Source organism: Streptomyces sp. NPDC021212 (assembly GCF_044332925.1).
Lineage (GTDB): Bacteria > Actinomycetota > Actinomycetes > Streptomycetales > Streptomycetaceae > Streptomyces.
Window position 1 is genome coordinate 168,329 of record NZ_JBIRPZ010000012.1, and the last position, 20,404, is coordinate 188,732.

At 72.2% G+C, this 20,404-nt stretch carries 19 protein-coding genes; 9 read left to right on the top strand and 10 right to left on the bottom strand.

Annotation, left to right across the window (positions count from 1 at the left end):
* Positions 1-7: 7 nt before the first annotated feature.
* Complete coding sequence (locus ACH4SI_RS30400) at positions 8-3,343, bottom strand: BTAD domain-containing putative transcriptional regulator (RefSeq protein WP_398301244.1); 3,336 nt, start codon at positions 3,341-3,343, stop codon at positions 8-10.
* A gap of 43 nt (positions 3,344-3,386) precedes the next feature.
* Positions 3,387-3,686: a Uma2 family endonuclease gene (locus tag ACH4SI_RS30405; protein ID WP_398301246.1), complete on the bottom strand. Its 300-nt coding sequence runs from the start codon at positions 3,684-3,686 to the stop codon at positions 3,387-3,389.
* Between the two features lie 366 nt (positions 3,687-4,052).
* Between ACH4SI_RS30405 and ACH4SI_RS30410 the strand changes: the two genes are divergently transcribed.
* Positions 4,053-4,850, top strand: coding sequence for a site-2 protease family protein (locus ACH4SI_RS30410; protein WP_398301249.1), 798 nt, complete (start codon positions 4,053-4,055; stop codon positions 4,848-4,850).
* On the opposite strand, the gene ACH4SI_RS30415 is transcribed toward ACH4SI_RS30410, so the two are convergent.
* The 6 genes from ACH4SI_RS30415 to ACH4SI_RS30440 all read right to left on the bottom strand — a co-directional run bounded on the left by ACH4SI_RS30415 (position 4,840) and on the right by ACH4SI_RS30440 (position 10,688).
* Complete coding sequence (locus ACH4SI_RS30415) at positions 4,840-5,028, bottom strand: hypothetical protein (RefSeq protein ID WP_398301251.1); 189 nt, start codon at positions 5,026-5,028, stop codon at positions 4,840-4,842. The two genes, ACH4SI_RS30410 and ACH4SI_RS30415, sit on opposite strands and share 11 nt — an antisense overlap.
* 113 nt (positions 5,029-5,141) lie before the next feature.
* A complete protein-coding gene (gene npdG, locus ACH4SI_RS30420; protein ID WP_398301253.1) occupies positions 5,142-5,879 on the bottom strand; it encodes an NADPH-dependent F420 reductase in 738 nt (245 codons plus the stop codon).
* 24 nt (positions 5,880-5,903) lie between these two features.
* Positions 5,904-6,860, bottom strand: coding sequence for a carbohydrate ABC transporter permease (locus ACH4SI_RS30425; RefSeq protein ID WP_398301418.1), 957 nt, complete (start codon positions 6,858-6,860; stop codon positions 5,904-5,906).
* Positions 6,861-7,291: 431 nt separating this feature from the next.
* Positions 7,292-8,236, bottom strand: coding sequence for a carbohydrate ABC transporter permease (locus ACH4SI_RS30430; protein ID WP_398301255.1), 945 nt, complete (start codon positions 8,234-8,236; stop codon positions 7,292-7,294).
* On the bottom strand, positions 8,233-9,576 hold the full coding sequence (locus ACH4SI_RS30435; protein WP_398301420.1) for an ABC transporter substrate-binding protein: 1,344 nt from the start codon (positions 9,574-9,576) through the stop codon (positions 8,233-8,235). The genes ACH4SI_RS30430 and ACH4SI_RS30435 overlap by 4 nt, the downstream gene beginning before the upstream one ends.
* 2 nt (positions 9,577-9,578) lie before the next feature.
* Positions 9,579-10,688, bottom strand: coding sequence for an exo-alpha-sialidase (locus ACH4SI_RS30440; protein ID WP_398301257.1), 1,110 nt, complete (start codon positions 10,686-10,688; stop codon positions 9,579-9,581).
* 236 nt (positions 10,689-10,924) lie between these two features.
* Between ACH4SI_RS30440 and ACH4SI_RS30445 the strand changes: the two genes are divergently transcribed.
* Both ACH4SI_RS30445 and ACH4SI_RS30450 read left to right on the top strand, forming a co-directional pair.
* The gene (locus ACH4SI_RS30445; RefSeq protein WP_398301259.1) at positions 10,925-11,533 is read left to right on the top strand and encodes a hypothetical protein; all 609 of its coding nucleotides are present in this window, start codon (positions 10,925-10,927) and stop codon (positions 11,531-11,533) included.
* A 330-nt stretch (positions 11,534-11,863) separates the two neighbouring features.
* Positions 11,864-13,177, top strand: a complete 1,314-nt coding sequence (locus ACH4SI_RS30450; protein WP_398301261.1) for an MFS transporter — start codon at positions 11,864-11,866, stop codon at positions 13,175-13,177.
* Positions 13,178-13,200: 23 nt separating this feature from the next.
* Here ACH4SI_RS30450 and ACH4SI_RS30455 read toward each other — a convergent pair whose 3' ends face one another.
* Positions 13,201-13,425, bottom strand: a complete 225-nt coding sequence (locus ACH4SI_RS30455; protein ID WP_398301263.1) for a hypothetical protein — start codon at positions 13,423-13,425, stop codon at positions 13,201-13,203.
* A 59-nt stretch (positions 13,426-13,484) separates the two neighbouring features.
* On the opposite strand from ACH4SI_RS30455, the gene map reads away from it, so the two are divergent.
* The 6 genes from map to ACH4SI_RS30485 all read left to right on the top strand — a co-directional run bounded on the left by map (position 13,485) and on the right by ACH4SI_RS30485 (position 19,570).
* Positions 13,485-14,342 (top strand): type I methionyl aminopeptidase, encoded by an 858-nt coding sequence (map, locus tag ACH4SI_RS30460; protein WP_398301265.1) that lies wholly within the window; start codon positions 13,485-13,487, stop codon positions 14,340-14,342.
* A gap of 76 nt (positions 14,343-14,418) precedes the next feature.
* Positions 14,419-15,078, top strand: coding sequence for a heme oxygenase (biliverdin-producing) (locus tag ACH4SI_RS30465; protein ID WP_398301266.1), 660 nt, complete (start codon positions 14,419-14,421; stop codon positions 15,076-15,078).
* A gap of 217 nt (positions 15,079-15,295) precedes the next feature.
* Positions 15,296-16,429 (top strand): iron uptake system protein EfeO, encoded by a 1,134-nt coding sequence (efeO, locus tag ACH4SI_RS30470; RefSeq protein ID WP_398301268.1) that lies wholly within the window; start codon positions 15,296-15,298, stop codon positions 16,427-16,429.
* 10 nt (positions 16,430-16,439) lie between these two features.
* Positions 16,440-17,696 (top strand): iron uptake transporter deferrochelatase/peroxidase subunit, encoded by a 1,257-nt coding sequence (gene efeB, locus ACH4SI_RS30475; protein WP_398301270.1) that lies wholly within the window; start codon positions 16,440-16,442, stop codon positions 17,694-17,696.
* 43 nt (positions 17,697-17,739) lie between these two features.
* The gene (efeU, locus tag ACH4SI_RS30480; protein WP_398301272.1) at positions 17,740-18,711 is read left to right on the top strand and encodes an iron uptake transporter permease EfeU; all 972 of its coding nucleotides are present in this window, start codon (positions 17,740-17,742) and stop codon (positions 18,709-18,711) included.
* Complete coding sequence (locus tag ACH4SI_RS30485; protein ID WP_398301274.1) at positions 18,698-19,570, top strand: hypothetical protein; 873 nt, start codon at positions 18,698-18,700, stop codon at positions 19,568-19,570. The genes efeU and ACH4SI_RS30485 overlap by 14 nt, the downstream gene beginning before the upstream one ends.
* A gap of 79 nt (positions 19,571-19,649) precedes the next feature.
* Here the strand turns inward: ACH4SI_RS30485 and ACH4SI_RS30490 are convergent, their stop codons facing one another.
* Positions 19,650-20,390 carry a bifunctional DNA primase/polymerase gene (locus tag ACH4SI_RS30490; RefSeq protein ID WP_398301276.1) on the bottom strand — a complete coding sequence of 247 codons (741 nt, stop codon included), beginning with the start codon at positions 20,388-20,390 and terminating at the stop codon, positions 19,650-19,652.
* Positions 20,391-20,404: the final 14 nt, after the last annotated feature.

A 20,404-nucleotide genomic window follows, 5' to 3' on the forward strand; every position in this document is an offset into this window, starting at 1 on the left:
CAGTGGTTCAGACGAGGGCGGCGGCCTCCTGCACGGTGAGGCCACCGCCCTCCGCGTACGCCCGCTCGTAACTCCCCTCGTCGAGCCAGGCCCGCACCGCCGCCTCGCCCGCCTCCCGCTCCGCCCGCTCCTGGACGGGGACCCGGTTGACACCGGGTCGCAACGCGTCGTACGTGCCGATCAGCCGCGCCGCGATCCCGGCCCGCTCCGCGCCGCCGAGGGCGGCAAGCGCCCGCGCGGCCGTCATCAGCTGGACCACGGGCAGATGCGGGGCGACCACCTCGGTCAGGTAGTCGCCGGTCTTCGCCAGCGCCCCCCGGATCCCGGTGAGCGCCTCCGCGGGCCGCCCGTCGATCAGGTCCAGCCAGGCCATCATCCCCTCGACCATGCCCTGGAACAGGTCCAGCGCCCGGCTGCCGAACTCGCCGTGCAGCACCGTCAGATGCTCCCGCGCCTCGGCCACCCGGCCCGTGAGGCCGCACCGCTGGGCCAGGTGCATCCGGACGTACGACGCGGCCTCGGCGCCCGCCTGCGGCGGCTCCGCCAGCAGCTCGCGCAGGATCCGCTCGCCCTCCGTCGCCTCCGTCTCATCCCCGTACTCGGTGTACAGTCCCGCCAGCCGGGCCCTGAGCAGCGCCACCTGGGCGTGCGCGTCCAGCTCCTCGGCGTACCGGATCGCCGCGCGGTAGTCGTCGGCCGCGCCCCGGCCGTCGCCGATCAGCTCCAGGGTCTCGCCGCGGCCGGACAGCGCCTCGGCCACGCCCCAGGCGTCGCCGAGGCTCCTGAACAGCTCCAGGCTCTCGTCGGCGTCCCTGCGCGCCTCCTCCCCGTGGTCGCTGCCGCTGCCGCGGCGCTGTGTCATCACCTTGGCCCGCAGCTGGAGCGTGAAGGCCAGCTCCCAGGTGTAACCCAGCTCCCTGCTGGTGCGCACCGCCGCGTTGGCGACCTCCCGCATCAGGGCGAGGTCACCGGTCAGCAGCACCGCGAAGAACCACATGACGCCGGGGACCCGGCAGTTCTGTGGCAGCCCCGGCCGGTAGGACTCGACGATGCCGCGCATTTCCCGCTGGGATGCCTCGTCGTCCATGGCGCGCATGTCGCCTTCGAGGTTGGCCAGGGCGAGCAGCCGCACCCCGCGCCGCGCCTCCTCCAGCACCTCGGGTTCCATCGGCGGCGGTTCGGCGGTACAGCTCTGGTACAGCGGGGGCGCCGGGGTGACGGGCTGCTGGAACGGGTTGGGGCCCAGCCGCGCCGCCGCCGTCGCCCAGTGACGGGCGTCGCCGCGGTGGCCGCGCAGATTCCAGAACCAGCCGAGCGACAGCACCAGGCACAGCGCCTCGTGCTCGTCGCCCGCCGCGACGGCCCGGCGCAGCGCGGTGCGCAGGTTCTCGTGCTCGGCCTCCAGCCGGGGCAGCCAGACGCGCTGTTCGCGGCCGCGCAGCAGGGGGTCGGTGGTACGGGCCAGCTCCCGGTACGCGACCAGGTGCCGCCGTTCGACCGCCGCCCGCTCCCCCGCCTCGTCCAGCCGCTGCGCCGCGTACTCGGCGACGGTCTCCAGCAGCCGGTACCGCATCTCGCCGTCCGCGCCGGGCGCGGCGACCACCAGCGACTTGTCGACCAGGGAGCCGAGCAGCGCGGCGACGTCCCGGGGGTCGACCGGGGTCCGGTCGTTCGGGTCGCCGCAGACCGCTTCGGCCTCGGTGAGGTCGCAGCCGCCCGCGAAGACGGAGAGGCGGGCGAGGACGGTGCGCTCCCGCGCGTCCAGGAGGTCCCAGGACCAGTCGACCACGGCGCGCAGCGTCTGCTGGCGGGGCAGCACGGTGCGGCTGCCGCTGGTCAGCAGGCGGAAGCGATCGTCCAGGCGGTCGGCGATCTGCCGTGGGTTGAGCAGCCGCAGCCGGGCGGCGGCCAGTTCGACGGCCAGCGGCAGCCCGTCGAGGCGGCGGCAGATCTCGGCGCACGCCGCCGGATCGTCGTCGGTGCGGAAGCCGGGGCGGGCCGCCGCGCCGCGCTCCTGGAACAGCCGCAGCGCGACCGGGTCCGGCAGCGGCTCCACCGGGCGCACCAGCTCGCCGGGGACGGCGAGCGGTTCACGGCTGGTGGCCAGGACGGTGACGCCGGGGCAGCGGGCCAGCAGGGAGTCGGCGAGCCGGGCCGCGGCCTCGACCAGGTGCTCGCAGTTGTCGAGCACGATCAGCATCCGGCGCGGTTCGCAGTGCTCCACGAGCCGCGCGAGCGGATCGTGGGCGGTCAGGTCGGCCGCGGCGCGCAGCCCCTCGGCGGCGCTGCCGCGGATGACGGTCTCGCGCGCGCCGAGCGCGGTGAGCACCGTCTCGGGCACGGTCTCCGGGTCGTCCACGGGGGCGAGTTCGGCCAGCCACACCCCGTCCGGCCAGGCGGCCGCGACCGACTCGGCGGCCTCCTGGGACAGCCGGGTCTTCCCCGCGCCGCCGGGCCCGAGGAGGGTGACCAGCCGATGCGCGGACAGATCGGTGCGCAGCGCCGCCAGGTCGGCCTCCCGGCCGACGAAGCTGGTGAGCCGGGCACGCAGATTGCCGCCGCGCGCGGGGCGCTCCGGGAGCCCTGTCCGTTCCTGCCGCTGGAGCAGCGGGGGCTTCGGCGGTTCGGTGTCCAGCAGCTCCGCGTGCAGGGCGCGCAGCTCGGGACCCGGGTCCGCGCCCAGCCGCTCGGCGATCTCCACCCGGATCGCCTCGTACGCCGCCAGCGCCTCCGCCGGGCGGCCGGTGTCCCGCAGGGCGCGGATGCGCAGCGCGTGAAGCGGCTCGTCCAGGGGGTGCGCGTCGCACAGCTCGGCGAGCGCGGGGAGGGTCTGGGCGGCGTTGCCGAGGGCGAGACCGGCGGCGATCCGGCCGCGCCGCGCGTCCAGCCGCTGCGCCTCGGCACGGGCGGCCGCGGCCATCCCGTCGGGGAGGTCGGTGAGCGCCGGGCCGCGCCACAGGGCGAGGGCGTCGTCGTAGCGTGCCGCGGCCTTGGCCGGGTCGCCGTCGGCGAGGGTGCGGGCGCCCTCCTCCGCGAGCCGTACGAAGCGGTGCAGATCGACGTCGTCGGGCTCGGCGCACAGCCGGTAGCCGCCGGGGCCGGACGCGATCGCCTCCCTGCCGATGGCCCGCCGCAGCCGCCCGACGAGGGCCTGCAGCGCGCCGTTCTCGTCGGCGGGCGGGTCGGTGTCCCAGACCTCGGCGATGAGCGCGCCGTTCGTCCGCAGCCGCCCCGGGGTCAGCGCGAGCGCGGTCAGCAGGGCGCGCAGCCGTGCGCCGCCGACGTCGACGGGGGTGCCGTCGTCATGGTGGGCCTGGGTGGTGCCGAGGATGGCGTAGCGCACGGCCCCATTGTTGTCGATGCCCCGTGCGCCAGGGGCATCCGCCTCAGGACCGCACCACCCGCACGAACTCCGATGAGTCGAGGACCAGTGTCTGGTCGTCCACCGGGATCTCGATCTTCTCGCCGAAGTCGCCGGTCACGGTGTGCCGGTAGGTCCCGTCCTGCGGGCGGGTCAGCAGCGTCCAGCGGGCGGTGAGCACGTTGACGACGAGGTACGCCTCGATACCGCGCAGTGCGTAGTGATCGGCCTTGGTGCTGTAGTCGCGCTCCTCGCTCTCCGGGGAGACGATCTCCACGACGAAGCGGAGCAGATCTTCTGGGAACGCACTGGCGTCCCAGGCCATCTGGCCGCTGGGAACGGCGGACAGTCCGGTTCCGGGCTGTGGCCCTCCCGCGGCGGGAGCACACCAAACCTGCCTATAGGCGTCCAGCCCGCCAGGCGTTCCTCGATCTGGTTCGCGATGCGCCACTCCGTGCGCAGCTGCGCCTGGGAGGGCGGGACCCACGTCGGGCCATCCCGTGTCAGCCGAAGCCGAGCGCTCTTCGGAACCCCGGCTGGTCTCTTTGCGGCTCGCACCCGGCCAACCTAGCCGCTGGAGACCCCGCGCGCGTGGCGCTGATCACGTCTGTTCTCTCATGCCCGGAACTCCGCGCACACTGATCATCGTTCTCCCGTCAGTGCCCACTACCCCGTACGGAGACCTCACTCGATGACCACCGCCATCAGCCGCCGTGAGCGGCGGATCAGCCCCGTCTTCCTCGGTCTGGTCGCCATCATGGCCGTGTCCGCGTGGGCGGTGTGGACGGACTACTCCTCCAGCCCCGGCTTCGCCGTCTTCCTCTTCGTGGTCTCCGGCTGGGTCGTCTCGCTGTGTCTGCACGAGTACGCGCACGCCCGCACCGCGCTGCACGGCGGTGATCTGTCGATCGAGTCGAAGGGCTATCTGACCCTCAACCCGTTGAAGTACACGCATGTGGCCCTGAGCATCGTGCTGCCCGTCATCTTCGTGATCATGGGCGGGATCGGGCTGCCGGGCGGGGCGGTCTTCATCGAGCGGCACCGGATCCGGGGCCGCTGGCGGCACAGCCTGATCTCGGCCGCGGGACCGCTGACGAACGTGCTGTTCGCCGCCGCGCTCACCGCCCCGTTCTGGCTCGGCAGCGCGGAGCAGGTGCCGCTGGTCTTCCGCTTCGCGCTCGCGTTCCTGGCGCTGCTCCAGGTCACCGCCGCGATCCTGAACTTCCTGCCGGTGCCGGGGCTCGACGGCTACGGGGTGATCGAGCCGTGGCTGTCCCACCGGATCCGGCGGCAGGTCGAGCCGTACGCTCCGTTCGGGCTGCTCGCGGTCTTCGGCATCCTGTGGATACCCGAGGTCAACCAGGTCTTCTTCGACGCGGTCGACGCGATCATGCGGGGGCTCGGGGTGACGCCGTTCGAGACCTACTTCGGCCAGGAGTTCTTCCGCTTCTGGCAGGGCGCGCCGCAGTTCCCCGGGATCAGTTCGTAGCGCCCGTGGCCTCGCGCTCGGCCTTGGCCTTGCGTACGGAGAACCAGGCCATGTTGGACGAGATCCCGGCGAGCAGGACCCAGACGACGCCGAGCCAGCTGCCCCGCGCGAACGAGACGACGGCCGCGGCGACGGTCAGGGCGCAGACGAGGAGGGCGTAGACGGCGAGGCGGGGCATGGGGGTGGCTCCTGTGGGGTCCTGTCGGGGGGCACGCTTCCGACATTGTCGCCCATGCCCCGCGCGCCCGGGGCGTACGGGTCGCCCTCGGACGTCCGGCTCGTACGTCCCGCTCAGACGTCCGTGACGCGCAGGCCCGCGTGGGCCTTGTAGCGGCGGTTGACCGAGATCAGGTTGGCCACCAGCGACTCGACCTGGTGGGCGTTGCGCAGCCGGCCGGCGAAGACGCCCCGCATTCCGGGGATGCGGGCGGCCAGCGCCTGCACCAGGTCGGTGTCCGCGCGGGACTCGCCCAGCACCATCACATCCGTGTCGATCTCCGCGATCTCCGGGTCCTGGAGCAGCACGGCCGACAGATGGTGGAAGGCGGCGGTGACCCGGGAGTCCGGGAGGAGGGCCGCGGCCTGCTCGGCGGCGCTGCCCTCCTCCGGCTTGATCGCGTACGCGCCCTTCTTGTCGAAGCCCAGCGGGTTGACGCAGTCGACGACGAGCTTGCCGCTCAGCTCCTCCCGCAGCGACTCCAGCGTCTTGCCGTGGCCCTCCCACGGGACCGCGACGATCACGATGTCGCTGCGCCGCGAGCACTCGGCGTTGTCCGCGCCCTCGATGCCCAGCTCCGCGCCGCCCAGTTCCTCGGCGGCGGTCCGTGCGCGCTCGGCCGCGCGCGAGCCGATGATCACCTTCTGGCCGGCCCGGGCCAGCCGGTAGGCCAGGCCGCGGCCCTGGTCGCCGGTGCCGCCGAGCACGCCGACGACCAGGCCGGAGACGTCCGGGAGGTCCCAGGGGTCCTTGGCGGGGGCCTTCTTGGCGGGGGCTTCGTTCGTGGCGGTCGTGCCGTCAGGAGTAGTCATGACAGCGATACTGTCACGCCCACGTCAGGCCTTCACGCTCCCCTCCGTCAGCCCCGTGCGCCAGTACCGCTGGAGGACGCCCATCAGCACCATCAGCGGCAGTACGGACAGGAACGCGCCCCCGACCGTGTACTGGTACAGCTCCGGCTGCCGGTCCGCGTACCCCGTCCAAGAGGTCAGGCCGAGCTGGATCGGATAGAGGTCGGAGTCGGAGAGCATGACCAGCGGCAGAAAGAAGTTGTTCCAGATGTGCACGAACTGGAACAGGAAGACGGTGACCAGGGCCGGGGTCATCAGCCGCAGCCCCACCGTGGAGAAGATCCGCGCCTCGCCCGCCCCGTCGATCCGCGCCGCCTCCATCAGCGAGTCGGGGACGGCGGCGGCCGCGTAGATCCGGCAGAGGTAGACGCCGAAGGGGCTGACGACGCTGGGGATGAGGACGGCCCAGTAGGTGTTGGCCAGGCCGATGCGGCTGAAGAGGAGATAGAGGGGCAGCGCGAGCGCGGTGCCGGGGATGAGGACCCCGGCCAGGATGACGTTGAAGATCCCCTCCCGCCCGGGGAAGCGGAACTTGGCGAGGGCGTACCCGGCGGCGGCCGACAGCAGCGTGGCGGCGAGGGCGCCGACGCCCGCGTACATCAGGCTGTTGGCGAACCACCGTGCGTAGATGCCGTCGTCGTACGTCAGTACCTGGTGCAGACGGCCGAAGAGATCCGGGTCGTGGAGCCAGAAGCCGAACGTGCCGAAGAGGTCGCTGCTGGACTTGGTCGAGGAGACGACGAGCCAGTAGACGGGCGTGAGGAAGTACACGGCGGCGACGCCGAGCAGCGAGACGGTGATGATCCGGTACCGCAACGCGGGCCGCTGACCGCGCTCCGCGCGGCGGCGGTCCGGGAGTGCCGAGCCCAGTGCGGGGCCCTCACCGGGGCCCGTCCCGCCCACGGCGGCGTTCCCGGTAACAGCCGGGGCCGTCCCGGCCATCGCGGCCACGCCCGTCGCGGCCAGGTCCGTCGCCGGGCTCTCCCGAGCCGAGGGACGCCCGGCCCTGGCCTCGGGAGGGCCACCGCAGTGCGCGTCCCGACCCGCGTCGGCTGTCCGACCGCCGCGCTCGCGCCCCGGGGGTCCATCGCTCGCGCTCGCGCCGTCAGCGTTGCCCGCGTCGGCCGGGCCCGCCGCGCGAGCGGGCGGCTCGGAGGCGCCCGTGTCCGGGCCGGCCGATGCCCCCGGCGCCTCGCCCGGGGCGGTGGCCGATTCCGCGCCGGTCCCGGGACGGGGCCGTGGTGCGGGCACAGCGGGCACGTCCCCGGGGCGTCCCGGGGGGGACGCCTCCGGGGGCCGGGCGTCCCGCGGCTCGGCGCGCTCGGGGCCGCCGGGCCCCGGTGCGCCGCGTCCACCCGGGTCGTTCGGCCGGCTCACCGGTCCTCACCGCCCTTCCCGCGCCGGCCCACCAGCCGCAGGAAGCCGAAGGACAGCACGCACGCCACGAGCGCGAGCAGCACCGCCTCGGCCGCGGCGATGTGCTGGTTGTTGCTGGTGAACGCCTCGTTGTAGGCGGCCAGGTTGGGGGTGTAGCCGGAGTCGATCGAGTTGCTGAGCGGCTTGAGCACCTTGGGCTCGGCGAAGAGCTGGAGGGTGCCGATGAGGCTGAAGACCGTGGTGAGGACGAGGGCGGGCCTGATCAGGGGGAGCTTGATGTGCAGGACGGTCTGCCAGGCGCTCGCGCCGTCGATCTTCGCGGCCTCGTACAGCTCCCCCGGTACGGCCCCCAGCTGGGCGATCAGCACCAGCATGTTGTAGCCGGTGAACTGCCAGGTGACGATGTTCGCGATGGACCACAGCACGGTGGAGCGGCCGAGGAAGTCGACGTCCCAGCCCGCCGAGTGCGCCATCTCCACCAGCGGGCTGATCCCCGGTACGTAGAGGAAGCCCCACAGGATCGAGGCGATCACCCCGGGCACCCCGTACGGCAGGAAGAACGCGGTGCGGAAGAAGCCGACCCAGCGCGCCGACGCCGCCTCCAGCAGCAGCGCGAGCGCGGTGGCGAACGCGATCATCACGGGGATCTGGACCGCGCCGAAGAGCAGCACCCGCCCGAATCCGGAGGTGAAGTGGCCGTCCTGGAGGGCGTGGATGTAGTTGGACAGGCCCGCCCAGACGTCCTTCGTCTCCCCGCCGAGGCCGAGCGGCCCGGTGCGCTCGACCTTCAGCAGGCTCTCGTAGAGCGCGAAGCCGATGGGGGCGATGAAGCAGAGGAGGAACAGCGCGAGGAACGGCAGCAGGAAGCCGGCCGCCGCCCGCGCGCCGCGCGCCTCGGCACGCGTCATGCGCCACACCCGGCCCGAGGCGCGGCCCGTCATCCGGCCTCCGCCTTCAGGCCCTTTTCCTTGAGGTCGCCGATCGTGTCCCGCTGCACCTTCTTCAGCACGGACCGGAACGACGACCCGTCGCCGATGGCCGCCGTGAAGGCGTCGCCGAGCCGCTGGTAGAGGGTGTCGGTGGCCGGTCCCCACTTCCAGCTGGTGTCCACGCCCTTGCTCGCGTCGTCGAACACCTTGCTGTACGCCTGGCCGCCGAAGAAGTCCTTGTGGACGTCGAGGTCGGAGGTGGCGTAGCCCTGCTTGGCGCCGGGGGTGCCGTAGCCGTTCTCGATCAGCAGCTTGATCGACTCGGGGTCGGTGTTGAGCCAGACCGCGAAGGCCAGGGCGTCCTTGGGGTACGTGGACTTGGCGAAGACGGCGGTCGTGGAGCCGCCCCAGTTGGCGTACGCCGCATCGCCCCGCTTCCACTGCGGCATGGGGACGACCCGCCACTTCCCGGCGGTCTTGGGGGCGTTGCCGACCAGCAGCGCGTCACCCCAGCTGGCGCCGAGCCAGGAGGCCATGGCGCCGGTCTGGACGTCCTTGTACCAGGCGTTCTGCCGGTCCGGGATGGTCTTGATCAGCTTCTGCTTGACCAGCGCGTCCCAGTAGTCGGCGACCTTACGGGTCGGTTCGTCGTCGATCGAGACGGTCCAGGTGTCGCCCTGGGCGCCGAACCAGCGCGCCCCGGCCTGCCAGGCGAGGCCCGCGAAGCGGTTGCCGTTGGTCGCGGAGAACGTCTCGATCCAGGCGCCCTTCTTCCGTATCGCCTTGGCCGCCGCCTCGTACTCGTCCCAGGTGGCGGGCGGTTCGACGCCCCACTTCTCGAACAGGTCCTGACGGAGGAACAGCCCCATCGGCCCGGATGCCTGCGGCACGGCGTACACGCCCTTGCCGAACACCGACTGCTGCCACTGCCAGCCGACGAACTTGTCCTTGTACCGGTCGATGCCGTACTTGGTGAGGTCCAGCAGCCCGTTGTCGATCAGGAAGCTGGGCACCACCGGGTACTCGATCTGGCCGAGGTCCGGCGGGTTGCCCGCCTTGATCGCGGCGTGCATCTTGGCGTACTGGGCGCCCTCGACCGCCGACACCTTCTCGACCTTGACCCGGACCTCGGGATTCTTGCTGTTCCACAGGTCCACGGGCTTGTCGATGCCCGGCACCCAGGACCAGAAGGTCAGGGTGATCTTCTGGCCCTTCTTACGGCCCTTGGGCTCGTCTTCCCCGCCGTCGTCCCCGCCGCATCCGGTGAGGGCGAATCCGGCCGCCGCGGCGGCCGCACCGCCGAGGACGGCACGCCGCCCCGGCCCCTGCACACCTGACCGCATTTCTGACATGCTCATACCAGCTCCTCCACCGGAATGCGCCGGAATGTGATGGTCGAGTAGGCGCTGAAGTCGCCGGTCTCGTAGAGCAGTCCGACCGTGTCCTGATCGATCCTGACCAGGTCGGAGTAGGCAGCGGGCAGCCCGTCCACGGTGTGCACCGGCTGCCAGGTGACCCCGCCGTCGCGGCTCGCCCGCACCGTCATCAGGGCCCGGAAGCCGGGCGCGGCGGGACCGGAGTACAGCAGGAGATCCGGGTCGCCGAGGTGCAGAACGCAGCCCTCGACCACGGGCGTCACCAGCCCGGCCTGCGGCCGGAAGGGGGTGGCCAGGGTCTCGCCGCCGTCGCAGGAATAGGCATCGGCGCGGGTGCCGGGCGCGGTCGCGTCGTTACGGGTGTTGAAGTAGACCCGGCCGTCGGGGAGTTCGGCGGCTGTCGTCTCGTTGACGTTGATGTAGCCGTCCGGGTTGTCGTCCACGTACCCGATCCGCCAGGTCTCGCCGTCGTCGTCGCTCAGCAGGTCGTGCCCGCCGTTGTACCGGCCCTCGGTGCCGATGTCGCCGGGGGCCGTCGGGGGGAGGGAGTGGTTGGCCGGTACGACGATCCGGCCCGCGTGATCGCCGTGACGTAACCGCAGCGCGTGGCCCGGGGTGGTGGCGTACCAGCGCCACTCGGGGCGCTTCGTCCGCTCGGTGATCTCACGGGCCGCGCTCCAGCTGACGCCGTCGTCGTCGCTGTACGTCAGCCACACCCGCCGCCCGTCCTCCGCGGACACCTCACCGCGCCGGATCCGGCCCTCGGTCGCGGAGGCGGCGCTGCGGACGTGCACCAGGACGACCCGTCCCGCGTGCGGCCCGTCCTCCAGCACCACGGGCGCCGGATTCCCCGCCGTGCCGTTCCCGTTGCGCGCCACGACCTCGGGCGCGCCCCAGGTGCGGCCCCCGTCGGCGGACCGCTTCAGTATCAGGTCGATGTCCCCGTGATCGGCGGACGACCCCACCCGCCCCTCGGTGAAGGCCAGCAGCGTCCCGGCGCGCGTCACCACCACCGCCGGAATCCGGTAGCTCGCGTATCCCCCGGCCCCGGCCCGGAACGGGACGGAGACCTCGTACGGGCGTGCCATGCGGACCCTCCCGATGCGCCGTTGCAATCGATCGAGTGCTCAGCCGGAAAAAGGGGACGTAGGACGTCCCTTGTGTCCGGCGACCATAGGGTTTGCCTCACAGAGCGTCAAGAGACGGCGCAATGAACAGTTTTCGGCGTGCGCGACGGATACCGCCGGGCGGATGCCCCCAAAGGGGTGAGCGTCCCCCCGAACCCCGGCCACCGGGACCCCGGCCACGGCAGGATCCGGGTGTCATGGACGCCGTACGGGTCGCGCTGCTGCGCGAAGTGCTCGCCGGAACCGAGTGGTTGCAGTCCACCCGCCGCTTCGCGGGCTCCCTGCGGGCCTCGGTCGGCTCGCGCGAGAGTGGATTACTGCTCGTGGGCAGCGAGGAGTACGAGCCCTGGCACTTGGCCGCGCACCTCGACGACGAGGCCGCCTGGTCCGGGCTGCCCGAGCTGTCCCCCACCCTGGTCCGCCACCGGGTCCCCGCGGACCGCGCGGTCCCGGCCCACCTCGCGGTCGGCCTGGGCCGCCTGGAGGCCGCCGGACGCGGCGAGACGCTCCTCGTCGTCACCCCCGGCGACCCGGGCGCCGGACTGCTGGAACGCGTCAACGACGCCCGCCGAGGCGGCGCCACCGTCCTCGCCCTCGACGGCGGCGACCCCGAACTGCACGCCCTGGCCCACGACGCGCTCTCCGCCCCCGAGGGCGCCGATCTCGACCTCGACACGGTCCAGCACCTGGTCAGCGCGGCCGCCGGAGAGAACAGCCTCCCACCCCGCCCCGGCCGCCGCCGCTTCCGCGACCGCCTGGCCCGCCTGGCCGACCAACTGACGTCGCCGCCCCCACCCGGCTGGTGAGCCCCGCCCCTCCCCGCGGCATCGGCGGCTCCGCCGCGTGGCAGGGGCTCCGCCCCGGCGCCGGACCGGTCGGCCGCCGCGCCACCCCCGGCGCCTCTGCGGTGGGCCGCCGGGCCGGCCCGTCCGCCGTGCCCCCGTCGAGACGGCCGCGCAGAACGTCGGCGCCACCGGCGACCAGGCGCGGGCGGTGTCTCCGCCGGACGGGCCGCAGACGCAACGAGTCCGAGCCGCGGGCATGGGGCCGCCGTCGCGCGGGCCGATTCGGGCCGGGCCGGGGGTAATTCGGTTGCCGCGTGGGGCGGCGCGCCCGGACCATGTGCACTCGTGACCTTGACCGACGAAGACGGCCAAACCGCGCCAGAGCCCCCGCGCCGGAGGCGTACCCGCGCGCTGCTGCCCGACCTCGCGCCCTGGCGCTCCTCCCGCGACTTCCGGCTCATGTGGACGGCGGGCCTGGTGACCGCCTTCGGGAGCTTCCTGACGGTGGTGGCGTTGCCGCTGCAGATCAAGGAGCTGACCGGTTCGACGGTGGCGGTGGGGGCGATCGGTGCGGTGGAGCTGGTTCCGCTGATCGTCTTCGGCCTGTACGGCGGGGCGCTCGCCGACGCCGTCGACCGCCGGAAGCTGATCCTGGCCACCGAGGCCGCGCTCGGGCTGCTCTCCGTCCTGCTGCTGGTCAACAGCCTGCTGCCGGACCCTCTGCTGTGGCCGCTGTACGTCGTCGCCGCGCTGAGCAGCGCACTGATGGGGCTTCAGCGCCCGGCCCTCGACGCGGTCGTGGCCCGTATCGTCCCGCACGACCAGCTCACCGCGGCGGCCGCGCTGAACTCCATGCGCTGGCAGCTGTCGGCCATCGCGGGCCCCTCGCTCGCCGGTGCGGTCGTCGCGTACGCGGGTCTGCCGCTCGCCTACGGCCTCGACCTGCTCACCTTCATCGCCTCCTTCCTCCTCGCGCTCGGCCTCACCCCGGCCCCGCCCGCCCATGACGCCGATCCGCCATCCCTGCGGGCCATCGCGGAGGGCGCGCGGTACGCCTGGCGGCGCAAGGAGCTGCTGGGGACGTACGCGGTGGACATGGCCGCGATGTTCTTCGCCTTCCCGAACGCGATCTTCCCCTTCCTCGCCGACGACCTGGACGCCCCCTGGGCGCTCGGCCTGATGTACGCGTCGGGCTCGGTCGGCTCGGTGGCGGTCAGCGCGACCAGCGGCTGGACGTCCCGCGTTCACCGCCACGGCCGGATGGTGGTCCTGGGCGCGGCGGTCTGGGGCGGGGCGATGGCCGCCGCCGGGTGGCTGTCGAACGTCTGGGTGGTGCTGCTGTGCCTGGCGGTGGCGGGCGGCGGCGACATGGTGAGCGGGCTGTTCCGCGCCACGATGTGGAACCAGACGATCCCCGACAAGCTCCGGGGCCGCCTGGCGGGCATCGAACTGCTCTCGTACGCCACCGGCCCCCAGCTGGGCCAGGTCCGCGCCGGAACCGCGGCCGGTGTCATGGGCGTACGGGCCGCGGTGTGGTCGGGCGGAGTGGCCTGCGTGGCCTCGGTGGCCCTGCTGGCCCTGGCCCTGCCGCGGCTGATGGCCTACGACGCGCGAACGGACCCCCACGCGCAGGCCGTCCGCGCGACCACCCCCGCGACGGGCTGATCCCGCCCCCCCTGGGCCCCCGGTCAGCCGCGATCGGTGGGGGCGTCGTCCTGCCAGCGGGGGTCGTTCTGCCACTGGGCGTTCCGCTCCTGCGCCGTCTCCAGGGCGCGCGCCGCCTCCTCGGGGCTGCCGTACGGGCCCAGGCGGTCCGCCGCGCGGCATTCCGGGCCCTCCTCGACCTTGTGATGCTTGACGCAGTAGTACCACTCGCCCGGCTTTCCGACGGGACCCTTCCTGAACAGCGCCATCCCGGCCTCCTCTTCCTCGCGGCCATGGTGCCCGATCCGGCGCCGATACACTCGCTGATATGTCTGGCCAGTCACTCCTTGTTCCGGGGGACATCTCCCCCACCCGCCCCGTCCCCGCCTCGATCCCGCGGCCCGAGTACGTCGGGAAGGAGGGCCCCGCACCATACGAGGGGCCCGAGGTGCAGGACGCCGAAACGATCGAGCGGATGCGGATCGCGGGGCGGATCGCCGCGCGGGCGATGGAGGAGGCCGCGAAGCTGATCGCGCCGGGGGTGACGACGGACGAGCTGGACCGGGTCGCGCACGAGTACATGTGCGACCACGGCGCGTACCCGTCGACCCTCGGCTACCGCGGCTTCCCGAAGTCGCTGTGCTCCTCGGTCAACGAGGTCATCTGCCACGGCATCCCGGACACCACCGTCCTGCGCGACGGCGACATCGTGAACCTCGACGTCACCGCCTTCATCCACGGAGTGCACGGCGACAACAACGCCACCTACCTGTGCGGCGACGTGGACGAGGAGTCGCGGCTGCTGGTGGAGCGGACGCGGGAGTCGCTCAACCGCGCGATCAAGGCGGTCAAGCCGGGCCGGAAGATCAACATCATCGGCCGGGTCATCGAGTCGTACGCCAAGCGCTTCGGCTACGGCGTGGTCCGCGACTTCACCGGCCACGGCGTCAACACGTCCTTCCACTCCGGCCTGATCGTTCCGCACTACGACAGCCCGCACCACACGACCGAGATCAAGCCGGGCATGACGTTCACGATCGAGCCGATGCTGACGCTCGGCACGTACGAGTACGACATGTGGGAGGACGGCTGGACGGTCGTCACCAAGGACCGCAAGCGGACGGCTCAGTTCGAGCACACACTGGTGGTGACGGACACCGGGGCGGAGATCCTGACACTCCCCTGAGCCGGGAGGGGGTTTTGCCGACAGGGCGTCGGGAAAGGGTGGGGTCAGGTCGCCCTCACCCACCACGGAGGCCGTTTTGGACGCCCCGCCCACACCGTTCTCCGCACTCCTCCGCGCCGCCTCGCACGAGCAGCACACCCAGGTCGCCGGGTCGGCCTTCATGGGCGACCTGCTCGGCGGGCGGCTGGGCGTGGACGCGTACCGGGAGTACACGGAGCAGCTCTGGTTCGTCTACCGGGTCCTGGAGTCGACCCCCGCCGGTCTCGCCGAGGACCCGGTCGCGGGCCCGTTCCTACGGCTCGACCTGGCCCGCACCGGGGAGCTGGAGCGCGACCTGGCCCACCTCGGCGGCCCGCGCTGGCGCTCCGGCCTGGAGCCGCTGCCCGCCACCGCGGCGTACGCGGCCCGGATCGAGGAATGCGTGCGGGACTGGCCCGCCGGGCTGGTCGCCCACCACTACACCCGCTACATGGGCGACCTCTCCGGCGGTCAGATCGTCCGCGGGATGGCCGAGAAGACGTGGGGCTTCGACCGCAAGGGCGACGGGGTGCGGTTCTACGTCTTCGAGTCGATCGACAACCCGGCCGCCTTCAAGCGGGAGTACCGGGCCCTGCTGGACGCACTGCCGGCGGACGACCTGGAGAAGCACCGGATGGTCGACGAGTGCAAGCACGCCTACGGCCTCAACACCGCGATCCTCGGCGAGCTGGGCCGCCGGTTCCCGCTCAGCGCCTGAGCCGGGCGACACCGCCACAGCAACGTCACGTGACGATAACGCCTTCATAACGAGACCCGGTCATTTGGCCGAAACTTTGCCATGCGATAGCCGATCCTTGGAATTACTCAGGCTTCGCACAGGCAAGGCTCAGTTAAGTTAGGTCCGCCTTATCGGGGCAATGACGCACCCTGCCCTGATGGGCCCGTCCCGTCCCTGAGCCCCGTCTGGAGCCTGCATGCGAGCCGCCCGCGCCACCGTCGTCGCCACCATATCGGCGGTGACGGCACTCACCGCCGTCTCCGGCTGCGCCGAGAAGTCCGACGCCAAGGGCTCCGACGCCGTCCAGGTCACGGCGTCGGACAGCGCGTGCAAGGTCTCCAAGACGTCCTTCCCGGCCGGGCACGTGAAGCTCGCCGTGGAGAACAAGGGCTCCAAGGTCACCGAGGTCTATGTCTACGCCCCCGGCGACCGGATCGTCACCGAGCGGGAGAACATCGGGCCCGGCACCAAGGCCGTGATCAACGCCGAGGTGAAGACCGGTTCGTACGAGATCGCCTGCAAGCCCGGGATGAAGGGCCACGGCATCCGCCAGAAGGTGTCCGCTACGGGTAAGGGCGCGGCGGCCGAGCGGGATCCGAAGCTGGACAAGGCGGTGGCCACGTACCGCGCGTACGCCCAGAAGCAGGCCGACGAGACGCTGCCGAAGGCCCAGGCGTTCGCCGACGCGGTCAAGAAGGACGATCTGGAGGCCGCCAAGAAGGCGTACGCGCCCTCCCGCGTCGGCTGGGAGCGCACCGAGCCGGTCGCCGAGTCCTTCGGTGACATCGACCCGAAGGTCGATGTGCGCGAGGACGGGCTGGAGAAGGGCCAGAAGTGGACCGGCTGGCACCGGCTGGAGAAGTCGCTGTGGCAGACGAAGAAGATCACCAAGGCCGACCATGACCTCGCCGACCAGCTGATCAAGGACCTCAAGGACTGGCAGAAGCGGGTCGGCACGGCCGAGATCACCCCGACCAGCATGGCGAACGGCGCCAAGGAGCTGCTGGACGAGGTGCAGACCGGCAAGGTCACCGGCGAGGAGGAGCGCTACAGCCACACCGACCTGGTGGACTTCGAGGGCAACGTCGAGGGCGCCCGGACCTCGTACGAGCTGCTCAAGCCCGTGGCCGGGAAGAACGACCCCGCGCTGGTCAAGGACCTGGACCGGCAGTTCTCCGCGGTGACGAAGCTGCTGGACAAGTACCGCGAAGGCGACGGCTTCGTCTCGTACGACACCGTCTCGGAGAGCAAGCGCAAGGAGCTGTCGGACGCGGTCAACGCCTTGGCCGAGCCGCTGTCCAAGCTCGCCGCCGCCGTCGTCTCGAAGTAGGAGAAGGGTCATGACCGACGAGGCCACGACCTCCCATTCCCGCCGCGCCCTCCTCGGCTGGGGCGGTGCCGGGCTCGCACTCGGCGCCGCGGCCGCCGGCGGCACCGCCGCCGCGCTGAGCGGCGGCGACGAGCCCCGGCCGGCGGCCGACAGCGGCGGCGCGGTCCCCTTTCACGGGGCCCACCAGGCGGGCATCGCCACCGCCGTCCAGGACCGGCTGCACTTCGCGGCCTTCGACGTCACCACCGACGACCGCGCCGAGCTGATCGATCTGCTCAAGGAGTGGACGAAGGCGGCGGCCCGGATGACGCAGGGGCGCGCGGTCGGCGACGGCGCGGTCAGCGACCTCGTCGAGGCGCCGCCGGACGACACCGGCGAGGCGCTGGGCCTCAAGCCGTCCCGGCTCACCCTCACCTTCGGAGTCGGGCCGAGCCTCTTCAAGGACAAGAAGGGCAAGGACCGGTTCGGGCTCGCGGGGCGCCGCCCCGAGGCGCTGATCGACCTGCCCGCCTTCCCCGGCGACAACCTCGACGCGGCCCGCAGCGGCGGCGATCTGTGCGTACAGGCGTGCGCCGACGACCCGCAGGTGGCCGTGCACGCGATCCGCAACCTGGCCCGCATCGGCATGGGCAAGGTCGCGGTCCGCTGGTCGCAGCTGGGCTTCGGCAAGACGTCCTCGACCACCCCGGACGCGCAGACGCCGCGCAACATGATGGGCTTCAAGGACGGCACCCGGAACATCCCCGGCACCGACGCCGCCGCCCTGAAGAAGCACGTGTGGGTGAGCGAGAAGGCGGGCCCGGCCTGGCTGGCGGGCGGCTCGTACCTGGTGGCGCGCCGCATCCGCATGCACATCGAGACCTGGGACCGCACCTCGCTCAAGGAGCAGGAGGACGTGTTCGGGCGGGACAAGGGCGAGGGCGCGCCGTACGGCAAGCAGCACGAGCGCGATACGCCCAACCTGAAGGCGATGCTGCCCGACGCGCACGTCCGCCTCGCCCACCCGGACTCCAACGGCGGCATCCGCATCCTGCGCCGCGGCTACTCCTTCACCGACGGTACGGACGGCCTGGGGCGGCTGGACGCGGGGCTGTTCTTCCTCGCGTACCAGCACGACGTACGCGAGGGCTTCGTACCGCTCCAGCAGCGGCTGGCGCGCAGCGACGCGCTCAACGAGTACATCCAGCACGTGGGTTCGGCGCTGTTCGCCATCCCGCCGGGCGTCCGGGACGCGGACGACTGGTGGGGCAGGGCGCTGTTCACCTGATCTCCCACAGCGCAGGACAGAGAACGAGAGGAAGGCGAACCCCGTGTTCGGCAACTACCTGATCGGGCTGCGCGAAGGGCTCGAAGCCAGTCTGATCGTGTGCATCCTGGTCGCTTACCTGGTCAAGACGGACCGCCGGGACGCGCTGCGGCCGGTGTGGCTGGGCATCGGCGCGGCGGTCGCGCTGGCCCTGTCCTTCGGCGCGGCGCTGGAGTTCGGCTCGCAGGAGCTGACGTTCGAGGCGCAGGAGGCGCTGGGCGGCTCGCTGTCCATCATCGCGGTCGGCCTGGTGACCTGGATGGTGTTCTGGATGCGGCGCACGGCCCGCCATCTGAAGAGCGAGCTGCACGGCAAGCTGGACGCGGCGCTCGCCATGGGCACCGGCGCGCTGGTGGCCACGGCGTTCCTCGCGGTGGGCCGGGAGGGCCTGGAGACCGCGCTGTTCGTGTGGGCCGCGGTGCGGGTGGGCAACGACGGCTCGGCGGACCCGCTGATCGGGGCGGCCCTGGGCCTGCTCACCGCGGTGGTGCTGGCGTGGCTGTTCTACCGCGGCGCGCTGCGGATCAACCTGGCGAAGTTCTTCACCTGGACGGGTGGCGTGCTGGTCGTGGTGGCGGCGGGCGTCCTCGCGTACGGCTTCCACGACCTCCAGGAGGCGAACTGGCTTCCGGGGCTGCACTCCCAGGCGTTCGACATCAGCTCCACGATCTCGCCGGACACCTGGTACGGCACCCTGCTCAAGGGCGTCTTCAACTTCCAGCCGGACCCCACATGGCTCCAGGTCACAGTGTGGCTGCTGTATCTGGTCCCCACGCTGACCTTCTTCTTCGCCCCGGGTAGGGTGGCGCCGTCCAACGCAGCCCCGAAGGAGCCGCAGCCCCATGACACGCAGGTCACCCCGTCGGCCGTCCGTCCTTCCGACCACAGCGGCGGTACTGGCGCTGGGGATGACGCTGACGGGTTGCATGACGGTGCACGGCGAGCGGGAGAACATACCGTCCGTGGACAAGGCTGAGGCCGCCGAGGCGCTCAAGAAGTTCACCACCACGTACAACAAGGCGTACCGCGAGCTGGATCCGTCGGTGGCGAGCGAGGTGGAGACCGGTCCGCTGGAGGCCATCACCACGGCCGATCTGAGGGCGCAGCACTCCAACTCGCCGCAGGGCAACCCGAAGTACCCGGCGCTGAAGCTGTCCGACGCGAGCTTCCACATTCCCCGGCAGATCGGGTGGCCGAAGTTCTTCGTGGCGGAGACCGACAGCAACCGGGACTCCAACCGGTGGCTGGTGGTCTTCACCCGGCAGGGCGCCGACAAGCCGTGGAAGGCCGCGTATCTGTCGATCCTCAGCCAGGACGAGGTACCGGCCTTCGCGACCGACAAGGACGGCTGGGCCAAGCCGGTCAAGGCCGCGGGCGCCGCGCCCCGGCTCGCCGTCCGGCCGGACAAGCTGAGCGGCGCGTACGTGGACTACCTGATGACGGGCAAGGGCGACACCTTCGCGGACGGCTCGTCGACGTCGGGGCTGCGGGACTCGCGGGCGAAGTTCAAGAAGACGCCGAAGTTCTGGACGCAGTACATCGACACCCCGGCGGCCGGCGGCGGCTCCGAGGCCCCGGTGGGTCTGCGGACGAAGGACGGCGGCGCGGTGGTCTTCTTCACCTCGCACCACCGCCAGAAGCAGACGATGGCGAAGGGCTTCCGGCCCAACCCGGACCCGCAGGTCAAGGCGCTGATGACGGGCGAGGCGAAGCGGGCGGTGACGCTGACCCGGGTAGCCGAGTCGGCCGTCCGCGTCCCCGCGAACGACGCGGCCGATCCGAAGGTGGTCTTCCTGAACCGCCTGGAAGGTGTAACAGGAGCCAAGGGCGAGTAACGGGGGGGGGGAGGAACGGGTGGGCACAACCCACCCACCGGCCCGCACCCGGCAACGAAACCTCAGACCCCGAAAACCGCTACCGCCCTATGGGCCAGGCGGCCGACGCATGGTCGTCCTGGTCCTCCTGCGCGGCCAAGCGCCCCGCGTCCGTCAACGCCTCCAGCAACGTCAACGGATCCGGAAGAGGCCGCTCCGGCCCGAGGAGCCACGCCACCCGCCCATCCCCCGGCAGCCGCGCCGGCGGCACGAGCACATAGCTGCCGCGGCAGTGCCACCGCAGCCCCGGATGCTCGTCCATCGTCTCGGGGTGGCAGTCCAGCTCGCACGGCCACCACTCGTCCTCGTCGTCCGGCGTACCGCGCGTCGCCGTGAAGAACAGCATCCGCCCCTGCCCCAGGTCCGCGCCGCTCGTCGCGACCGGCCCGACCTCGACCTCCGAGGCCCCGAGCCGCTCCAGGGCCTCCCGCCCCACGTCGACGGGGACGTCGAGTACATCGTGGACGAGGCCGGTGGCGGTGATGAAGTTGGCCTGCGGATCGGCGCGCAGCCACCGGACGACCTTGTCCGGGTCGGTCGTGGCCTGGGTCGCCCAGGCGAAGGAGACGGGGTGCCGGGCGGGGGTCGGACAGCCGATGCGGTCGCAGGAACAGCCGTAGCCGGAGGGGTACGCGGCGGGCGCGAGCGGGAATCCCGCGGCGGCAGCGGCCATGAGCAGGTCCTCGCGGGCGCTCGCGGCGACCGCTCCCGAGCCGCTATCGCCGCCCGTCGCGCTCCTCGGCCGGCGCAGCCACTGGGTGAACCTGCTCTTGCGTTCCATCTATCGCCTCGCTT